The organism is Micromonospora sp. NPDC048930, assembly GCF_043197935.1.
GTDB lineage: Bacteria > Actinomycetota > Actinomycetes > Mycobacteriales > Micromonosporaceae > Micromonospora.
The window spans coordinates 500,988-519,081 of the sequence record NZ_JBICUB010000004.1 but is presented as its reverse complement, the minus strand read 5'-3'; the positions used below and the strand labels follow the sequence as shown (position 1 = coordinate 519,081).

At 73.4% G+C, this 18,094-nt stretch carries 13 protein-coding genes; 7 read left to right on the top strand and 6 right to left on the bottom strand.

Translation table 11 applies throughout. From position 1 onward, the window contains the following. Position 1 precedes the first annotated feature (1 nt). Both ACGFI9_RS14470 and ACGFI9_RS14465 read right to left on the bottom strand, forming a co-directional pair. Positions 2 to 583 carry a Clp protease N-terminal domain-containing protein gene (locus tag ACGFI9_RS14470; protein WP_393178426.1) on the bottom strand — a complete coding sequence of 194 codons (582 nt, stop codon included), beginning with the start codon at positions 581 to 583 and terminating at the stop codon, positions 2 to 4. Further along, entirely contained in the window at positions 583 to 819 is a 237-nt protein-coding gene (locus tag ACGFI9_RS14465) for an HTH domain-containing protein (protein ID WP_089010418.1), read from the bottom strand. The genes ACGFI9_RS14470 and ACGFI9_RS14465 overlap by 1 nt, the downstream gene beginning before the upstream one ends. 103 nt (positions 820 to 922) lie before the next feature. Here ACGFI9_RS14465 and ACGFI9_RS14460 point away from each other — a divergent pair, with 103 nt between their 5' ends. From ACGFI9_RS14460 to ACGFI9_RS14445, 4 genes are all read left to right on the top strand, one after another. Beyond that, complete coding sequence (locus ACGFI9_RS14460; protein WP_393178425.1) at positions 923 to 1,720, top strand: PP2C family protein-serine/threonine phosphatase; 798 nt, start codon at positions 923 to 925, stop codon at positions 1,718 to 1,720. 117 nt (positions 1,721 to 1,837) lie between these two features. Further along, complete coding sequence (locus tag ACGFI9_RS14455; RefSeq protein ID WP_393178424.1) at positions 1,838 to 2,665, top strand: universal stress protein; 828 nt, start codon at positions 1,838 to 1,840, stop codon at positions 2,663 to 2,665. A 127-nt stretch (positions 2,666 to 2,792) separates the two neighbouring features. Beyond that, entirely contained in the window at positions 2,793 to 5,195 is a 2,403-nt protein-coding gene (locus tag ACGFI9_RS14450; RefSeq protein ID WP_393178423.1) for a phosphoketolase, read from the top strand. Continuing rightward, entirely contained in the window at positions 5,192 to 6,058 is an 867-nt protein-coding gene (locus ACGFI9_RS14445) for a universal stress protein (protein WP_393178422.1), read from the top strand. The genes ACGFI9_RS14450 and ACGFI9_RS14445 overlap by 4 nt, the downstream gene beginning before the upstream one ends. A 228-nt stretch (positions 6,059 to 6,286) precedes the next feature. Here ACGFI9_RS14445 and ACGFI9_RS14440 read toward each other — a convergent pair whose 3' ends face one another. Continuing rightward, positions 6,287 to 8,632, bottom strand: coding sequence for a heavy metal translocating P-type ATPase (locus tag ACGFI9_RS14440; RefSeq protein WP_393178421.1), 2,346 nt, complete (start codon positions 8,630 to 8,632; stop codon positions 6,287 to 6,289). Between the two features lie 191 nt (positions 8,633 to 8,823). Between ACGFI9_RS14440 and ACGFI9_RS14435 the strand changes: the two genes are divergently transcribed. Together ACGFI9_RS14435 and ACGFI9_RS14430 are read left to right on the top strand one after the other, a co-directional pair. Next, on the top strand, positions 8,824 to 9,834 hold the full coding sequence (locus ACGFI9_RS14435; protein ID WP_393178420.1) for an Acg family FMN-binding oxidoreductase: 1,011 nt from the start codon (positions 8,824 to 8,826) through the stop codon (positions 9,832 to 9,834). Positions 9,835 to 9,927: 93 nt separating this feature from the next. Then, positions 9,928 to 11,598 carry a GAF domain-containing protein gene (locus ACGFI9_RS14430; RefSeq protein WP_393178481.1) on the top strand — a complete coding sequence of 557 codons (1,671 nt, stop codon included), beginning with the start codon at positions 9,928 to 9,930 and terminating at the stop codon, positions 11,596 to 11,598. A 32-nt stretch (positions 11,599 to 11,630) separates the two neighbouring features. Here the strand turns inward: ACGFI9_RS14430 and ACGFI9_RS14425 are convergent, their stop codons facing one another. Next, the gene (locus tag ACGFI9_RS14425; RefSeq protein WP_393178419.1) at positions 11,631 to 12,269 is read right to left on the bottom strand and encodes a response regulator; all 639 of its coding nucleotides are present in this window, start codon (positions 12,267 to 12,269) and stop codon (positions 11,631 to 11,633) included. Positions 12,270 to 12,456: 187 nt separating this feature from the next. Between ACGFI9_RS14425 and ACGFI9_RS14420 the strand changes: the two genes are divergently transcribed. Then, on the top strand, positions 12,457 to 13,476 hold the full coding sequence (locus tag ACGFI9_RS14420) for an Acg family FMN-binding oxidoreductase (RefSeq protein WP_393178418.1): 1,020 nt from the start codon (positions 12,457 to 12,459) through the stop codon (positions 13,474 to 13,476). Positions 13,477 to 13,538: 62 nt separating this feature from the next. Here the strand turns inward: ACGFI9_RS14420 and ACGFI9_RS14415 are convergent, their stop codons facing one another. Further along, positions 13,539 to 17,168 carry a LamG domain-containing protein gene (locus tag ACGFI9_RS14415; RefSeq protein ID WP_393178417.1) on the bottom strand — a complete coding sequence of 1,210 codons (3,630 nt, stop codon included), beginning with the start codon at positions 17,166 to 17,168 and terminating at the stop codon, positions 13,539 to 13,541. A 408-nt stretch (positions 17,169 to 17,576) separates the two neighbouring features. Further along, entirely contained in the window at positions 17,577 to 18,092 is a 516-nt protein-coding gene (locus tag ACGFI9_RS14410; protein WP_393178416.1) for a hypothetical protein, read from the bottom strand. Positions 18,093 to 18,094 lie beyond the last annotated feature (2 nt).

Sequence of the window (18,094 nt, the reverse complement as noted above, 5' to 3'; positions counted from 1 at the left end):
GTCAGGCCGCCGTCCGCAGCGCGGCCTCCACCCGCCGGCGCAGGTCGTCCAGGTCGGCGCCGGCCTCGGTGAGCACCAGCGCGGCCAGGCCGTTCCCCTCCCGCAGCAGCCCGAGCAGGAGGTGTTCGGTGCCGATGTGGTGGTGCCGCAGCCGGATCGCCTCGCGCAGGGACAGCTCCAGCACCTTCTTCGCCCGGGGCGAGAACCGTCCGTCGTCGGGCCGGCGGCGCCCGCCCCACCAGCGCCGCGGGGCCGGTGACGCCTCGCGCAGCGCGTCGGGACCGAACGACTCCTCGATCCGCGCGACGATCGCGGCGAGGTCGATGCCGATCTCGCGCAGCGCCGCGGCGTCCGCCTCGCCGAGGCCGTCGACGCCGCCGGCGGTGTGCCGGGCCACGGCGGCGCGCAGTTCGTCGGCCCGCACGCCCGCCGCCGCCAGCACCCGGACGGCCAGGTTGTCGCCGTCGGCGAGGACGCCGAGCAGCAGGTGCTCGGTGCCGACCGGGCGCCGGCCCTCGGCTCGGGCCTCGTCGATCGCGTGCCGGACCACGGCCCGGGCCCGGTCGGTGAACCGTTCGAACATCACGCCTCCCAGCTTCCTCGGACCGCCGGTCGCCCGGCGTGCTTCTTGTGGACCGCCTGCCGGCTGACCTCGAGCGCGTCGGCGATCTCCTGCCAGGACCAGCCCTGCCGACGGGCGTTGTCCACCTGGACCACCTCGAGTCGCTCGAGCAGCCGGCGCAGGGCGAGCACCGCCCGGAGCCCGACCTTCGGGTCGGTGCTGCCGGCGGCCGCCGCGAGTTCCGTCGCCTGACTCATGCTGTCAACGTAGGTTGACATCGCTCTTCTGTCAACCCCGGTTGACAGAAGACACGAACTCCGACGCGCCGGGCGGCACCCGGAGCGGTGCTACGGTCCGCTGGTGTTCCGCCGTCGCCCCCCGGACCGACCCGTCGAGGCCCGCCGACCGACCGTCGGGCAGCTCACCCTGGAGATCGCCGGTGGCAGCGTGGTCGGGCACCGCTACCCGGAGAACTTCGACGTGCTGCACCTCGACCCGGAGCTGCCGTTCGCGGCGGTCGCCGACGGGATGGGCGACGGCGAGGGCAGCCGGGTCGCCGGCGCCACCGCGATGGGCACCTTCGTCGAGCAGGTCCGCGCCGGCTGGCCCGCCGTCGGCGCGGACCTGCTGCGCGCCGCCACGGCGGAGACCCAACTTCGGGTACGCCGGGCCGGGGCGGCCGTCGCCGGGCTCACCGGTTGCACGTTGACGGCACTGGTCGCCGAGCCGGAGGGCGGCCAGGGGTGGCTCGTCCAGCTCGGCGACTCGCGGGCGTACCGGCTGCGCGACGGGCTCCTGGAGCTGATCACCGTCGACCACACCATGGCCTGGCTGGGCGTGGTGCACGGCTGGTGGCCGGCGGACTCCCCGGAGGCAGCCCGGGCGCGGTACCAGCTGCTGCGCTACGTCGGCCACCCGGACAAGCCGGAACCGGACCTGCTGGCCGTGCCGCTGCGCACCGGTGACACCTGGCTGCTCTGCACCGACGGGGTGAGCGACCAGCTCGGCTACCACCGGCTGCGGGACCTGCTGGCGGCGCGGCGGGACCCGGCGCGGACCGTCGAGGCCCTGCTCGCCGCCACCCTCGACGAGGGCGGCGATGACAATGCCACCGCGGCCGTCATCCGCGTCCACCCCACGCTCCCCACCCCCCGCTGACCGGCCCGTCCGGTTCCCCGCCGCGGTGAACCGGCTCCAGTTCCGCCGACCCGGTCCGGGCCGGGCCGGGCCACGACTACCGTGAGTGAGGGCTACGCGGTCGGGAGGTGAGGCGGGATGGCCGCACCCACCCACGGCGCGGTGGTGGTCGGCGTCGGCCGGTCGGAGGAGGACCTCCAGGTGGTCCGGACCGCCGTCGGGGAGGCGGCCGCCCACGACCGCCCGCTGCACCTGCTGCACGCCTTCAACTGGGCGGCGGCCCTGGAGGCGGCCACGGTCGGCGCGCCGCGCGACGCCGCCGAGGAGCTGCTGGAGCGGGCCGGGCAGATGGCCCACGACGCCGAACCGGCGGTGCCCGTGACGTCCGAGATCGTCGAGGGCTCACCGGTCGAGGCGCTGGTCCGGGCCGCCGATTCGGCGTTCCTGCTGGCGATCGGCGACGGCGGCATGGCCGACTGCGCGACCTGCGTACCGAGCGACGTGCCCGCCGTGCAGCTCGCCGCCCGGGCCGGCTGCCCGGTCCTGGTCGGCCGGTCCACGCCTCCGCCGCAGGGGCCGCTGCTGGTCGGGTTCGACGGATCGGAGAGCGGCCGGGCGGCGCTCGGCTACGCCTTCGACTGCGCGGAGCGGCGCGGCACCCGGCTGCTCGCCATCCGGGTCGTCGAGCCCGACCACCCGGACGACGACCGCCTGCTCGACGAGGCGGTGGCCCGGTACGCCCCGCGACACCCGGCGGTGGCCGCCGAGTGCCACACCGTCCGCGGCGATCCGGGCACCGTCCTGGTCGAACAGTCCCGCTCGGCGCAGCTGGCCCTGGTCGGGGCGCGGGGCGAGGAGCCGTGGCGGGGCATGCTGGGCGCGGTCAGCCAGTCCCTGCTCTACCACTCGCCCGCCCCGGTGATCGTCGTCCGTGGACTCGACCCCGAAGGCGAGGACGGGCCATGACGCCCGCGGGTACCGGGACCAACGGCCCTGATCGATTCCGGTCCGAGCGACGAGGCTGGACTTGCCCGGGGCGGAAATCCGCCTCCCGGGTGGCAGAAGACCCCGAGCCGCGAGAGGCTAATGCAGCATGGACACCGCTCTCGACCTGCACAGCCCACTGACCGAAGACGAGCTGCGCCGGCTTGACGCCTACTGGCGAGCGGCCAACTACCTCACCGTCGGGCAGATCTACCTGCTCGACAACCCGCTGCTGCGCGAACCGCTCAAGCCCGAGCACGTCAAGCCGCGCCTGCTGGGGCACTGGGGCACCAGCCCCGGCCTCAACCTCATCTACGCGCACCTCAACCGGGTCATCGTCAACCGGGACCTGTCCGCCATCTTCGTCACCGGTCCGGGGCACGGCGGACCGGCGATCGTCGCGAACACCTGGCTGGAGGGCACCTACAGCGAGCTCTACCACTCCGTGGGCCGGGACGAGACGGGGATGGCCCGGCTGTTCCGCCAGTTCTCCTTCCCCGGGGGCATCCCCAGCCACGTCGCCGCCGAGGTGCCGGGGTCGATCCACGAGGGCGGTGAGCTGGGATACGCGCTGAGCCACGCGTACGGGGCCGCGTTCGACAACCCGGACCTGCTGGTGGCCTGCGTGATCGGTGACGGCGAGGCGGAGACCGGCCCCCTCGCCGGCAGCTGGCTGTCCAACGTCTTCCTCAACCCGGCCCGGGACGGGGCGGTGCTGCCCATCCTGCACCTCAACGGCTACAAGATCGCCAGCCCGACGGTGCTGGACCGGATCCCCGCCGAGGACCTGCTCGGCATGATGCGCGGCTACGGCTACCAGCCGTACATCGTCGAGGGCGACGACCCGGCGCGGGTGCACCAGGACCTCGCCGCGACCCTGGACCGGGTGCTCGACGAGATCACCGAGATCCAGCGCCGGGCCCGCTCCGGGGGCCCGGTCGAGCGCCCCCGCTGGCCGATGATCGTCCTGCGTACGCCGAAGGGCTGGACCGGCCCGAAGCAGGTCGACAACAAGCAGGTCGAGGGCACCTTCCGCGCCCATCAGGTGCCCATCGACGAGGTACGCGACAACCCGGCGCACCTGGCCGAGCTGGAGCGCTGGCTGCGCAGCTACCGGCCGGAGGACCTCTTCGACGCCACCGGCGCCCCGGTCGCCGAGCTGACCGCCCTGCCGCCGAAGGGTGACCGGCGGATGAGCGCCAACCCGGTGGCCAACGGCGGCCGGCTGCTGCGCGACCTGGAACTGCCCGACTTCCGCGACTACGCGGTGGACGTGAGGCAGCCGGGCGAGCCGGTGGCCGGCGCGGCCGGCGCGCTGGGCCCCTGGGTACGCGACGTGATCGCCCGCAACCCGCAGACGTTCCGCCTGTTCGGGCCGGACGAGGTCGCCTCGAACCGGCTCGGCGCCGCCTTCGAGGTCACCGACCGGGCCTTCGTCGGCAGCGAGATCCCCGGCGATGACCATCTCTCCCCCGACGGCCGGGTCATGGAGGTGCTCTCCGAGCACCTGTGCCAGGGCTGGCTGGAGGGCTACCTGCTGACCGGCCGGCACGGCATCTTCACCAGCTACGAGGCGTTCATCCACATCGTCGACTCGATGGTCAACCAGCACGCCAAGTGGCTGAAGGTGACCCGGCACATCCCCTGGCGGGCGCCGGTGGCGTCGCTGAACTACCTGCTCTCCAGCCACGTCTGGCGGCAGGACCACAACGGCTTCTCGCACCAGGACCCGGGCTTCATCGACCACGTGGTGAACAAGAAGGCCGAGGTGGTCCGGGTCTACCTGCCGCCGGACGGCAACACCCTGCTCTCCACCATGGACCACTGCCTGCGCAGCCGGCACTACATCAATGTGGTGGTCGCCGGGAAGCAGCCGGCGCCGAACTGGCTGGCCATGGACGAGGCGATCCAGCACTGCCGGCGCGGCCTGGGCATCTGGGACTGGGCCAGCAGCGACGACGGCAGCGAGCCGGACGTGGTGCTCGCCTGCGCCGGCGACGTGCCGACGCTGGAGACCCTCGCCGCCGCCGACCTGCTCCGCCAGCACCTGCCCGAGCTGAAGGTGCGGGTGGTCAACGTGGTCGACCTGATGCGCCTGCAGCCGCCGTCGGAGCACCCGCACGGCCTGCCGGACAGCGAGTTCGACACCATCTTCACCCGCGACAAGCAGGTCATCTTCGCCTACCACGGCTACCCGTGGCTGATCCACCGGCTCACCTACCGGCGCACCAACCACGACAACCTGCACGTACGCGGGTACAAGGAGGAGGGCACCACCACCACGCCGTTCGACATGGTGATGCTCAACGACCTGGACCGCTTCCACCTGGTCATCGACGTCATCGACCGGGTGCCGGGGCTGGCCGCGCGCGCCGCGCACCTGCGCCAGGAGATGGTCGACGCCCGCCAGGCCTGCCGCGACTACACCCGCCAGTACGGCGAGGACGACCCCCGGGTCGCCGAGTGGCGCTGGATCCGGGAGACCGATCCCGCGGTACGGAGCGGGCGGTGACCACCGACGAGATCCTGGTCGGCTACGACGGCTCCGCCGACGCGACGGTCGCCCTCGACTGGGCGCTGGACGAGGCGGGCCGCTCGGGCCGGCCCGTCCGGCTGGCGTACGTCTTCGAGTGGCTGACCGTGGCCGGCTGGATCGGCCCCGGGGTGGCGCCCGGCATCTGGCCGGACGAGACCGCGCGCCGGCAGGTGGAGGACCTGGTCCGCAAGGCGGCGGCGGACGCCGCCGCCGAGCGGCCCGGCCTCACCGTGCAGGGCGAGGTCTTCGACGGGCCGCCCGCCCTGGTGCTGCAGGAGCGCTCCGCGGAGGCGGGGATGCTGGTGCTCGGCAGCCGGGGGCACGGCGGCTTCGGCGGCCTGCTCGCCGGCTCCACCACGGTCTCCGTCAGCGCCCACGCCCACTGCCCGGTCGTGGTGATCCGGGACGGGCAGGTACCCACCTCCGGCCCGGTGGTGGTCGGCGTCGACGGCTCCGAGACCTCGCTCCGGGCGCTCAGCTTCGCCATCGAGCGGGCCGCGCAGCGGGACGTGCCACTGCGGGTGCTCCGGGTCTGGGAGGCGCCCGGCGAGCGCTGGGTGCCGCCGGGCTTCGACCCGGAGGAGACCACCGTCCGCGAACGGGCCGCCGCCGAGGCGGACCTCGCCCAGTGGCGGGCGGCCTTCCCAGACGTACCGGTCGAGGTCCAGGTGAGCCCGGGCAACCCGGCCGCGCTGCTGGTGGAGGCGAGCCGGCAGGCCCAGCTCGTGGTGGTCGGCACCCGGGGCCGGGGCGGGCTGCGGGGCATGCTGCTCGGGTCGGTCAGCCAGCAGCTCATCCACCACGCGCACTGCCCGGTCGCGGTGGTCCGGGAACGCTGAGCCCGCGCCCCGAGCCGGGCTGCCGCTCAGCTCCGTGACGCTGGGTGCCGGCAGCTGGCGGCGAAGCCTTCTCGTTTCGATATGCCTCCGAGGCATGGATATGCCTGAGAGGCATATCGCTCAAGAGGAGTTGGCCGGGTGGCCGCCGACACGCGCCCCGACCCCGACAAGCGGGGCTGCCGCAGCCGGGCTGCCGCAGCCGGGCCGCCCGCCGGGCCACGGCCCCGGTCACCGGCCGGCGGCCTGCCCCTCCTCGGGGTTGAGCGAAAAGTAGTCCTCCTCTTCCTGGGCGAGATGCAGCCGCAGCACGGCGTCCAGGCCGTACAGGGCGGCGAGCAGGTCCGGGAGCTCGTCGCGGCGCAGCCGGCCGTCGGGGTGCTGGGCGAGGTGCCCGCCGATCCGGTCCACCAGGCGGCTGATCTCCACGTGCGCGCGGCTCATCGTCGAGGTCGCCTCGTCGCTGCCGAGCGGGCCGGCCAGGGCGGGGTAGAGCTGCCGTTCCTCGGCCGCCTCGTGCGGCAGCACCTCGTCGACCAGCCGGCGGTGCACGTCCCGCAGGGCCGGTACGCACTCCGCCGCGTCCGGGCGGGTGGTCACCAGGTCGGCGGTGTCCCGCAGCCGGTCCAGCACGTCACGCACCCCGCCGTGCTCGCCGGCGTACCGGTCGAGGAGCGCCCGGGTCTCCGGCGTGACGTCACGGCGGCGCACACCGCCCCCGAGGGCGCGCAGCGCGTTGAGGATCACCAGCACGTCGATGCCCTCCTGGAGGAAGGCACCGGCCACCGGGGGCAGCCCGCCGGCGGCGGCGACCACCATCGCGACGACGGCGAGGCCCATCCCGGCGGTGGCGCTCTGCACCGCGATGCGGCGCGCGTACCGGGCGATCTCGACGGCGTCGGCGAGCCGGTCCAGCCGGTCCACGGTGAGCACCGCGTCGGCCACGTCGGCGGAGGCGGTCGCCCCGGTCGCGCCCATCGCCACCCCGACGTGCGCCTCGGCCAGCGCGGGCGCGTCGTTGACCCCGTCGCCGACCATCACCGTGACCGCCTGGCCCGACTCCTCCTTCACCCGGTCGACCTTCGTCTGCGGCGAGCACTGCGCCCAGACGTCGTCCACGCCGACGGTCTGCGCCACCTGCCGGGCGGTGCGCGGCCGGTCCCCGGTGACCATGACCAGGCGGTTCAGGCCGGCCTCGCGCAGCCGCCGGACGGTGCGCCGGGCGTCGGGGCGCACCGGGTCCTCGAGCAGGATCGCGCCGAGCGGGCCCCGGTCGTCGCTGACCCAGACGGTGGAGCGGCCGGCCAGCTCGGCGCGCTCGCGGACCCGGTGGGCCCACTCGGGCGGCTCGCCGGGGAGCTGGCCGACCCGCACCCGGCGGCCGTCCACCCGGCCGGTCACCCCGCGCCCCGGCTCCTCCGTCACGTCGGTCGGCTCGGCCAGCGGCAGCCCCTGCTCGCGGGCCTGCCGGACCAGGGCGGCGGCCAGCACGTGCGGGGAGAGCTGCTCGACCGAGGCGGCCAGCCGCAGCACCTCGTCCCGGTCGCCGCCGGGCGCGACCACCGTCTCGGCGGCGCGCGGGCGGCCGGCGGTGAGCGTGCCGGTCTTGTCCATCAACAGCGTACGGGCACGGCCCAGCAGCTCAAGCGAGCCGCCGTCGCGGACCAGCACGCCGCGCCGGGCCACCCGGGACAGCCCGGAGACGATGGCGATCGGGGTGGCCAGCAGCAGCGGGCAGGGGGTGGCCACCACCAGCACCGCCACCGCCCGGATGAACTGGCCGGTGAGCAGCCAGGCCGCGCCGGCCAGCAGCAGCGTGAACGGCACGAACGCGGCCGCGTACCGGTCGGCCAGCCGGACCATCGGGGCCTTGCGCGCGGTGGCCTCCTCGGCCAGCCGGACGATCCCGGCGTACGTGCTCTCCGCCGCGTTCTTCCGGGCCCGCAGCCCGAAGCCGGCGCCGGCGTTGACCACGCCGCTGGCCACCGGCTCGCCCGCGGCCCGGGTGACCAGCTGCGACTCGCCCGTGACCACCGACTCGTCCAGCGTCGCGGCCGCCTCGACCGTGCCGTCCACCGGCACCACGTCGCCGGGGCCGACCACCAGCCGGTCCCCCACCGCGACCCGGTCCAGCGGCACCACCTCGATCCCGCCGTCCGGGGTCCGCCGCCGGGCCTGCCGTGGCGCGCGTTCCAGCAGCGCCCGCAGGTCCCGGGTCGCCCGGCGCTGGGCGTAGTTCTCCAGCGCCTGCCCGGTGGCCACCATCACGGCGATCACCGCGCCGGCCAGGTACTCCCGGACCAGCAGCGCACCGACCAGCGCCAGCACGGCGATGACGTCCACCCCGAACTGCCGCCGCCGGAGCTGCCGCAGGGTGGTCCAGACGGCGGGCACCAGGGCCACCAGGGTCACCGCCGCCCAGACGGACTGGGCCGCCCCACGCAGCCCGGCGAACCACAACCCGGCGCCGAGCAGCACGGCCAGGGTGAGCAGGGTCAACGGCGCCCACTGCCGCCAATCCACCCGATGCCCCGGCACCGGCCGCTCCGGCACGCACTCGCGCGGTTCCACCCCCACCTGCGGATCGTCTCAACGGCGGAGTGGGACGGGTAGGGCAAACCCGGGTAATCCGAGAGGCCGAAGGACCCGGGCGTACGGGGCGAGCGACGCCTGCGGCCGGACCGGGGATGCCCGAGGATGGAGCGGCAACCCCGCCCGGCCCGCCCCCGCGTGGGGCACGATGGGGAGAAACAGGAAAGGTCGTGACGATGAGCCACGAGACGTCGGCTGCGGAGCGTTCGCTGACCACCGCCCTCGCGGAAGCCGCCGGGATGGCCGGCCACGCCCCCTCGGTGCACAACACCCAGCCATGGCACTGGAAGGTGTTGCCCGACGCGCTGGAGCTGCGGGTGGTCCGGGAGCGTCACCTCAGCGCCATGGACCCGGAGGGCCGGCTGCTGGTGGTCAGCTGCGGCGCCGCGCTGCACCACGCCCGGATGGCGCTGGCCGCCGAGGGCTGGACGGCGATGGTGGACCGGCTGCCCGATCCGGCCGAGCCGGACCTGCTGGCCCGCCTCAGCGGCTTCCGGCACACCGGCGCGGACCCGGACGCGATGCACGTGGTGCAGTGCATGCGGGTGCGGCACACCGACCGACGCCCGGTCAGCGACGAGCCGGTGCCCGCCGCCGCGCTCGCCGAGATCGAGCAGGCGGCCACCCGGGAGGGGGTGAACCTCCAGGTGCTCGACAGCACCCAGAAGATCCAGTTGGCCAGCGCGGCCCAGCAGGCGGCGGCGGTCGAGGCGGAGAGTCCGGAGCTGCAGGAGGAGCTGGCGTACTGGACCAGCCGGGCCGGCACCGGCACCGGGCTGCCGCCGGAGGTGCTGCCGCAGGAGGCTCCGCAGACCACGGTGCCGGCGCGCGACTTCGGGCGGACCGGCACCCTGCCGGTGGGTCCGGGGCACGACCGGGCCGCCGCCTACGGGATCCTCTGGGGCACCGAGGACGAGCCGGACAGCTGGCTGCGGGCCGGCGAGGGCCTCTCCGCCGCCTGGCTCGCCGCCACCCGGCTCGGGGTGTCCGTGGTGCCGCTCAGCGGCGTGGTGGAGGTCGAGACCACCCGGCTGGCGCTCCGGCGCATGCTCTCCGAGCTGGGTTACCCGTACATCTCGATGCGGCTGGGCATCGCCGACCCGACGCACGCCGGCCCCCCGCACACCCCGCGGCTGGACGCCGCGGAGACCGTCGACACCTCGGCGGTCCGCGGTCACCTCGCGTAACCAGGCTCGTCCGGTCCGGCCAGCGGGCGATAAGATCGCCTGGTGGCCAGCGCACCGAATCCCCGGAACGAGCACGTCACTCCGTCGCTCGGCCTGACCCCGCTGTCCCGGGTGCGGCTCGACGAGCTGCTGCAGGAGATGCTCGACCGGGTCGGCGAGGTGGTCACCAGCCGGGAGCGGCTGCGGGCCCTGCTCGATGCCGTGGTCGGCATCGGCTCCGACCTCGACCTGCGCAGCACCCTGCAACGGATCGTGGAGTCGGCGTGCGAGCTGGTCGGCGCGAAGTACGGCGCGCTCGGCGTGATCGGCCCCGACCGGATGCTGCACGACTTCATCATCCACGGCATCAGCGAGGAGCTGCACGCCAAGATCGGTGAGCTGCCGCACGGGCGGGGCGTGCTCGGCCTGCTCATCGACGACCCCCGCCCGCTGCGGATGCCGGACATCACCCAGCACCCCAAGTCGTACGGCTTCCCGAAGCACCACCCGCCCATGCACAGCTTCCTCGGCGTGCCGGTCCGCATCCGCGACCACGTCTTCGGCAACCTCTACCTGGCCGAGAAGCAGGGCGCGGCGGAGTTCACCGAGGACGACGAGGAGATCGTGGTGGCGCTGGCCGCGGCGGCCGGCGTGGCGATCGAGAACGCCCGCCTCTACGCGCTCGCCCACCGGCGGGAACGCTGGCTGGCCGCAACCGCCGAGATCACCTCCGTGCTGCTCGGCGAGGTGCGCCGCACCGACGCGCTGGCCCTCGTGGCCCGGCGGGCCCGCGAGGTCGCCGAGGCGGAGCTGGCCCTGGTGCTGCTCTACGACGAGGACGAGGGTCAGTTCACGGTCGAGGTGGTAGACGGCGCCGACGAGGCCGCGCGGGAGCTGGTCGGCACGGTGCTGCCGGCCAACGAGACCACCTTCGCCGGGTCGGTCACCGAACGCCGACACGAGATGGTGGAGAACCTCGCCGAGGCGGCGCCCTGGCCGCGGCCGGTGATCGCCGGGCCGGCGGTGGTCTCCCCGCTCGCCGCGGCGGACGTCCTGCACGGCGTCCTGGTGATCGCCCACCGGCCCGACCGCGGTCCGGCCGCCGAGGACGACGTGGCGCTGCTGGGCAGCTTCGCCGGCCAGGCCGCGCTCGCCATGGAACGGGCCCGCGGCCAGGAGGAGCGGGAGCTGCTGGTGGTCCTGGAGGACCGCGAACGGATCGCCCGCGACCTGCACGACGTGGTGATCCAGCGGCTCTTCGCCACCGGCCTGCAGTTGCAGAGCGGGGCGATGAACACCCGCCCCGAGGTGGCCAAGCGGATCAACCAGGCCGTCGACGACCTGGACGCCACCATCCGCGACATCCGCCGGACCATCTTCGAGCTGCGCACCCCGATGAGCGCCGCGCTGCGTACCGAGATCCGCGAAGCGATCGAGGTGGCCGCCGAGTCGCTGGGCTACCGCCCCGACCTGGAGCTGGTCGGCCCGATCGACAGCGCCGTCCCGGACGCCCTGCGGCCCGACCTCACCGCCGTGCTCCGCGAGGCGCTCTCCAACGCCGTACGCCACGCGCACGCCGACCGGGTGGCGGTGACGGTGAAGGTCGAGGCCGGCTGGGTCACGGTCACCGTCACCGACGACGGGGTGGGCTGCGACCCGGAGGCGGCCCGCAGCGGCCTGGTCAACCTGCGCGAGCGGGCCGAACGGCTCGGCGGCGACTTCCAGCTCAGCCGGGGGGTCCCGCGCGGCACCGAGCTGCGCTGGAGCGTCCCGCTGCGCGACTGAGCGGGCGGGGCGCTCCGCCCCGCCTCGCCGCCTCAGTGGGTCTTGCCGAGCAACCGGGTGGCGAGCACCGCGGCCTGGGTACGCCGCTCCAGGCCGAGCTTCGCCAGCACGCTGGAGACGTAGTTCTTCACCGTCTTCTCGGCCAGGAACATCCGGCCGGCGATCTCCCGGTTGGTCAGGCCCTCGGCCACGTACTCCAGGATCCGCCGCTCCTGCTCGGTGAGGCTCTTCAACTCGCGCGGCTGCTCCACGCCGCTGCGGATGCGCTCCAGCACCCGGGTGGTGATCGCCGGGTCGAGCAGGGACTGCCCGGCCGCGACCCGGCGAACCGCGTCCACCAGATCGGTGCCGCGGATCTGCTTGAGCACGTACCCGGCGGCACCCGCCATGATCGCCGCGAAGAGCGCCTCGTCGTCCTCGTACGAGGTGAGGATCAGCCCCTTGATCGAGGAGTCCACGGCGCGGATGTCCCGGCACACGTCGATGCCGTTGCCGTCGGGCAGCCGGGCGTCGAGGATGGCCACGTCGGGGCGGAGCGCCGGGATACGCCGGGCCGCCTCCTGGGCGGAGCCGGACTCACCGACCACCTCGATGTCGCCGCTGCTGGTGAGCAGGTCGGCAAGGCCACGACGGACGACCTCGTGGTCGTCGAGCAGGAACACCCGGATCATTCGTCCTTTCTACCCCCTGCCCGCGGGGTCGTGCAGGGGCCGAAGGTCCCTACCGCGACGCGCCGCCCCGGGTAGACGGGCCCGGCGAGGAGGGGACCTCCGGCCCTGCGCGCGAAGTCCCTGGTTGACGCACCGTGGGAGTACACCAACCGGGGGGCGGCACGGCCCGCACGGAAGGAGCAGCACCATGACCACCGGCTTCACCGTCGCGCAGCTCAGAGCCGCCGCGACCGACGCCGTCCGGGCGCCGTCCCTGCACAACACGCAGCCCTGGCGGTTCCGGCTGCGCGACGGCGGGATCGAGGTCGCCGTCGACCCGCGGCGGCGGCTCCCGGCCACCGACCCGACTGGCTGGGGCACCCGGATCGCCTGCGGCGCGGCACTGTTCAACCTGCGGCTGGCGCTCGCCGTCGCGGCCACCCCGGCCACCGTCCGGCTCCGCCCGTACCCGGCCGACCCGGACGTGGTGGCCCGGCTCGTCCCGGACCTCCCGCGCCGTCCCACCCCGACCGAGCAGAGCCTGCACGCCGCCATCGACCGCCGGTTCAGCAACCGGGCCCCGTTCTGGCCCGACCCGGTCCCCGCCGACGCCCGCTGGCGCCTCGGCGAGGCGGCCCGGGCCGAGCAGTGCTGGCTGGAGCTGCTGATCGGCACCAGCGCGGTGAACGCATTCGCCGAGATCGCCCGCAGCGCCCACCGGGTGCTGGAACGCGACCCCGCGTACGTGGCCGAGCGCACCGCCTGGATCCGCTCCGAGCCCTCGCCCGACGGGGTGCCGGCGGCGGCCGGCGGGCCGCAGAGCGAGCCGCAGGACCTGCTGCCGCAGCGCGGCTTCGGCGGGCGCAACCGCGCACCCGGCCGCGACTTCGAGCCGGAGCCGCTGGTCGCGGTGCTGGGATCGGCGGGGAACACCGCGACCGACCAGATCATGGCCGGTCAGGCCCTGCAGCGGGTGCTGCTGACCGCCACCGACGCGGGGCTGGCCGTGTCGATGATCTCCCAGCCGATCGAGGTGTCCGGGGCCCGGGAGGCGCTGCGGCTGTCGCTGGGCCGGTTCGGCACGCCGCAGATGGTCATGCGGATCGGATACGGCCAGCCGGGCGCCGCCACCCCGCGACGGGCGGTGGACGAGGTGCTCGACCTGCCGGTCGCGGCAGGCGTGAACGATGTCGGAGCGACGGAAGTGGCGCCACCACCGGCTCGGTGATGACGCCACTCCGGCTGGGTTACGTCGCGCTCATGCAGCTCGGCTGTCAGTCGCCGATGGCGCTACTCGACCAGTGTCACCGTCTGGCTGGACTCGGAATCGGAGAGCGTCTTCACCGCGGCGTCGGTGAGTGCGCCCTGGTACAGGCGAAGGTCGTCGACCCCGCCGAACCAGCGGTTCGTCATGGCGGGCGTACCACCCGACGAGGTGTACAAGGCACCGCCGACGGTCAGCGAACCGGTGGCGTCGAAGGCGCCGGCAAAGGTGCCGAACGGCACCGTGGACTTCAGGTCGCCATTGACGTAGAGACGGACCTCCCGACGGGCCACGTCGTACACACCCACCAGATGGGTCCAGGCCGACGTAGTTTCATCAGTCACCGGGGTCTGGAACACCACATTCCGGTTGTTGCCGTTGACTACGTCACTGTCCACGCCGTAGACGTTGAAGGTCCAGATGATCTCGGTGGCGCCGTTGACCGTGGTGGCCGTCTGGCCGAGGTAGAAGGAGGACTGCTTGAGGCCGCGCTGGGCGACCGCGGTCTGCGAACCGCCGATGGCGCTGGGCTGCACCCACACCGACACGGTGAACGACTGGTCGGTACGCAGCACCCGCCCGTCCTGCCAGACCGGATTCTGCGGCTCGCCGGTATTGTCCTGCGACCGCCCGTACTCCCGCGTGGCCAGGCCGTAGTACGGATCGGCCGGGTCCTCCACGAAGTGGCGATCGTCGAACTGGAGGCCCGTGTCCCGGTTGCCGTTGCCCACGTTGGTGCCCTGGGTGAGCGCCAGTCTGCGGCCGAACTGCCCCGCCTCCGGCGCGCTACACAGGGATGGGTCGGTCGACACCTCGTAGCACGGCGTGGCTCCCTCGAAGAGCCACTGCCCGACCTGCACCGGCTGGAGCATGCCCGGCTCGTCAAAGCCGCCGGAGTCGGGATCCGATGCGAGTTGACCGGTGAAGTCGTGCGGCACCAGCACCCGGTCGTAAACCTGGAGGTCGGCGATGTTGCCCTTCCAGAAGTTGCCGGGGGCGCCGAAGGAGAAGCCGCGACCGGCCACGAAGTTGCCGCCTGCGCTCCACGGCAGCTCCACCGGCCGGTCGATCTCTGCGGCGAGCACGCCGTTGACGTAGAGCCGCAGCTTGGCCGCGTCCGCGTCGTACACGCCGGCCAGGTGCGTCCACCGGTTGACGTCCGCCGAGGTCAGCGCGGTGCTGCTGTACGCCGCCCGGGTGGTGCTGGACTGGAGGTCGGAGTCCTTCATCAGGAAGGACCAGCGCGGGGTGGCGGGCGAGCCGATCAGCCGGGTGCCCAGATGGAAGCCGGCCGCATTGACGCCTTCCTGGGCAGCCATGACCGAATCGTCGGCGGTCGGCAGGGCGGTGAGCCGCACCCATCCGGCTACGCTGAAGGATCGGGAGGTGTCGATCACCGGACCGGAAGTGGTCAATGCGGTGGAGGATCCGTTGAAGGTGGCGGTCTGCCCGCCCACCAGGTGGACGTCGTTGCTCCAGGTGACGTTGGTCTGGGTCAGTGGGGTGTTACCGGCCAGGGCGGGCTGGCTGTCCTCCGTCGGCGCTGGGTAGACGCCGGGGTAGCTCTCGAGTCCCCAGCGGGCGACGGCTGGATTCGGGCGACCAGCGATGATCTCCGTCGAGGTGGTACCGATGTTGCCCGCGGTGTCGATCGCCGAGGCGTAGAAGATGTTCCGGCCGTACTTCGGCACCGTCACCCTGACGGTCGCCATCACGTATGCCACCGTCCCGTCCGGGTTCCACCTCACCAACGCCCCTACCTCGGTCGTCGGAGACGACCAGCCGTAGCGGAACTTCCTGACGTTGCTGTCCGTCGACATGAGCGTGAAGGAGGCCAACGTGCCGGGCGTACCGCCACTCTTGGCAGAAATGGTGACCGGCGGCACGGTGGTGTCCACCTTGAACCTGCACCAGTCCGACCACGTACTGGTCAGGCTGTACGGCGCGGGGTCGGTGGCCTTGGCGCGGAAGGCGTAGGTGACGTTCTGCGCCATGCCGGAGACGGCGGCGGTGGTGGACCGGCCGTTAGCGGGCACGGACGCGCCTGCTGGGGCGGTCTTGCGTGGGGTGGTGGAGTCGATCACGCCACTGCTGGGCACCTGTACCCACTCGTAGGCGGTGGCGAGGGACTGGCCGGTGTCGGCGTCGGGGAAGATCGCCGAGAACGTCGGGGTCAGGGTGCCGACCGGCAGGGCGCCGCCCGGCGTGCAGGCCACGCCCGCCACCTGCAAGTTGTTCGGGGCGCCGGGGATGGAGTCGTAGTCGACGACCAGCTTGGCGTTGTCGGGGAACCACTTCTTCCACCGGTCGGTGGTCGACTCGCCGGTGCCGTCGGTGGCGCTGCACGCGCAGAACCCGAACGTGATGTTCCCCAGGCCGCTGGTGGCGTGACTCTGCACGATGCCCGTGACCCCCGAGCCGGTGAAGTTCACCGTCATGTCCGGCTGCGGCGAGTCCGCGCACCCGTATCCCTCGTTGGCGTGCGACTGGGCACTGGACTTGAGGCTGTTCAGCTTCGGCGCCCAGGTGGTGCGGGGCGTCGTGGAGATACCGGCGGAGTGGTACATGTAGGTCGGCGTGTTGTCGCAGGACCAGGAGTGGTCCAGCTTCATCTGCACGTACGCCGACTCGATGTGCTTGCCCTTCATCGACGACAGCGGGAAATCGAAGTACGAGCGGTAGATCTTCCCGCTGTCCGGGTCCCTGCCGACCCGGGCCACCGAGGTGTCGGTGTTGTTGGTGTTGTTGTTCGTCGCGTACGCCCACCGGGACTTGCCGGTGGACCAGGCGGGGTCGATGAACACCGGGTAGGCGGCGGCCCTGGACAGCAGCGCGGTGTCCGGCCGCAGCACCAGTTCGCCACCGGCCACCTCGACCCCGACCGCAGCGGTCTTCGCCACGTCCCCCGGCGCCGCCGCGGTCGACCGGCTCGGCCGGCCACCGCCGTGGCTCTCGCCGTCGGCCGCTGGGTGCGCGGCTGGCGTTGGGGTGGTGTTCGAGTCCCACATCACCGCCGGCTCGGCCTTCGCCAGAACCTCGGTGCCGGCGACCGCGGTGAGCCCGCCGTCCGGGCCCCGCACCACCCGGGCGTCGCCGCCCAGGTCGAAGCGGAGCGTCCGCAGCGCCGGGTTGGCGGCGGCCTGCGCGGTCTTCACCGCGAACACATGCGTGAACCCGGTCCGCGTCGCCCGCAGCACCAGATCCGCCCCGGGCAGCACCTCCGGATACGTCGCCGAATCGCCGGACACCGTCGGCTTCGGCAACCCACCCGGCCACGACAGCGTCAACGACTTGCCCTGCCGGACCAGGGTCACCGCCGGACCCTTGCCACCGGCCGAGAACCGCACGTCCGCCACGGCGGCGACCGGCCGCAGGACACCAGCAGCCGGCCGCAACGACAGGTCGATGTCGGCCCAGGAACCGTCGGCGCGGCGGACCCGCTGCGGCACCACCGCCGACTCGGCCGTGAACCCACCAGAGGGGTTGGCGAACACCTGCGTCAACTCGGTGCGCGCCGAGGCCACCTCCACCCGCTGACCCGAGCGCTTCGCCTGCGCCGCGGCCGAGGCCGCGTCCGGCGCGACCGCCGGGCTCGGGGGTGCAGCAGAGGGCGCCGCCGCCTCGACGGACGGCGGCGCCACCAGCAGGGAACTCACGACAACAGCCGCAGCACCTGCGGCGGTGACCCGGGAACGTCTCAGGATGAAGGCAGGCAGCATCCAGCGGCCAGGCGCCATCTCAACCCCCGTGATTGAAAGATGTGAACCAGTCGCGCGAACTCTAGAGCCAAAAGTTCACACCTGTCTATCCCGGTCACACCGAGTGAGGAAGCGGCCGGACAACCACCCCGGCCAGGCACGTCACCTGCCGAAACGGCACGCCCACCACGGCGGCCGGCGTACGGAGTGCTCGACTACCGGTCGGTACCCGGCCACCGGCCGTGGGATGACCCGCCGAAGTGCTGGCCCGACGTGACGGGTCCGGTCCGGCAGAGCGGCGAGCTGTCCGAGGTCAACCGGTCGGGCCGGGCGGTGGGCACCGACGTCCCCACCGCCCGGCATGGCTCACCACGTGCAGACGAAGGTGAAGTCCTTTCCGTCGTTCACTTCTTCGAAGCCCATTGCCTCCGGCGTCCTGTCCTCGGGCGCACGGCGGATGAATCGCGCGAGCGAGTCCGCTCCGCGGCCGTAGCGCTCGGCCGCCGACGCGAACTCCACAGCGGGTTCCGCGCCGATCCTCTCCGCTGCCCGGTACAGCAGGGCCAGGGCGGGAAGCACGTCCCGCTCATCGGCCGAAGCCGCCTGTGCGAGAGCCGCGGCGAAGAGCCCGGTCCGAAGGTCGTCCATGCTCCGTTCCCGTACGGCGAGCGATGCCGCCCGTTCCGCGAACGCGCCGAGGACCTGATCGGCCTTTGGCGGGAGACAATCCCGCACCTCGGTGAACGTGGCCCTGGACGCTGCGGCAGCCAGGAGTTCCCTGATCCGGTGGTCCTTCGGGGAGGGCAACTCCTCTCGCCCGTAGTTGACGTTTCGTGCGGGCTCCAGAACCTTGAACGGCTCCGGATCGAGGCGCTCGTGCAACC

Excerpts from the sequence above, each read along its gene's own strand:
- ACGFI9_RS14465 (WP_089010418.1), bottom strand. The coding sequence starts at position 819 with ATGAGTCAGGCGACGGAACTCGCGGCGGCCGCCGGCAGCACCGACCCG.
- ACGFI9_RS14455 (WP_393178424.1), top strand. The coding sequence starts at position 1,838 with ATGGCCGCACCCACCCACGGCGCGGTGGTGGTCGGCGTCGGCCGGTCG.
- ACGFI9_RS14450 (WP_393178423.1), top strand. The coding sequence starts at position 2,793 with ATGGACACCGCTCTCGACCTGCACAGCCCACTGACCGAAGACGAGCTG.
- ACGFI9_RS14420 (WP_393178418.1), top strand. The coding sequence starts at position 12,457 with ATGACCACCGGCTTCACCGTCGCGCAGCTCAGAGCCGCCGCGACCGAC.
- ACGFI9_RS14425 (WP_393178419.1), bottom strand. The coding sequence starts at position 12,269 with ATGATCCGGGTGTTCCTGCTCGACGACCACGAGGTCGTCCGTCGTGGC.
- ACGFI9_RS14435 (WP_393178420.1), top strand. The coding sequence starts at position 8,824 with ATGAGCCACGAGACGTCGGCTGCGGAGCGTTCGCTGACCACCGCCCTC.
- ACGFI9_RS14470 (WP_393178426.1), bottom strand. The coding sequence starts at position 583 with ATGTTCGAACGGTTCACCGACCGGGCCCGGGCCGTGGTCCGGCACGCG.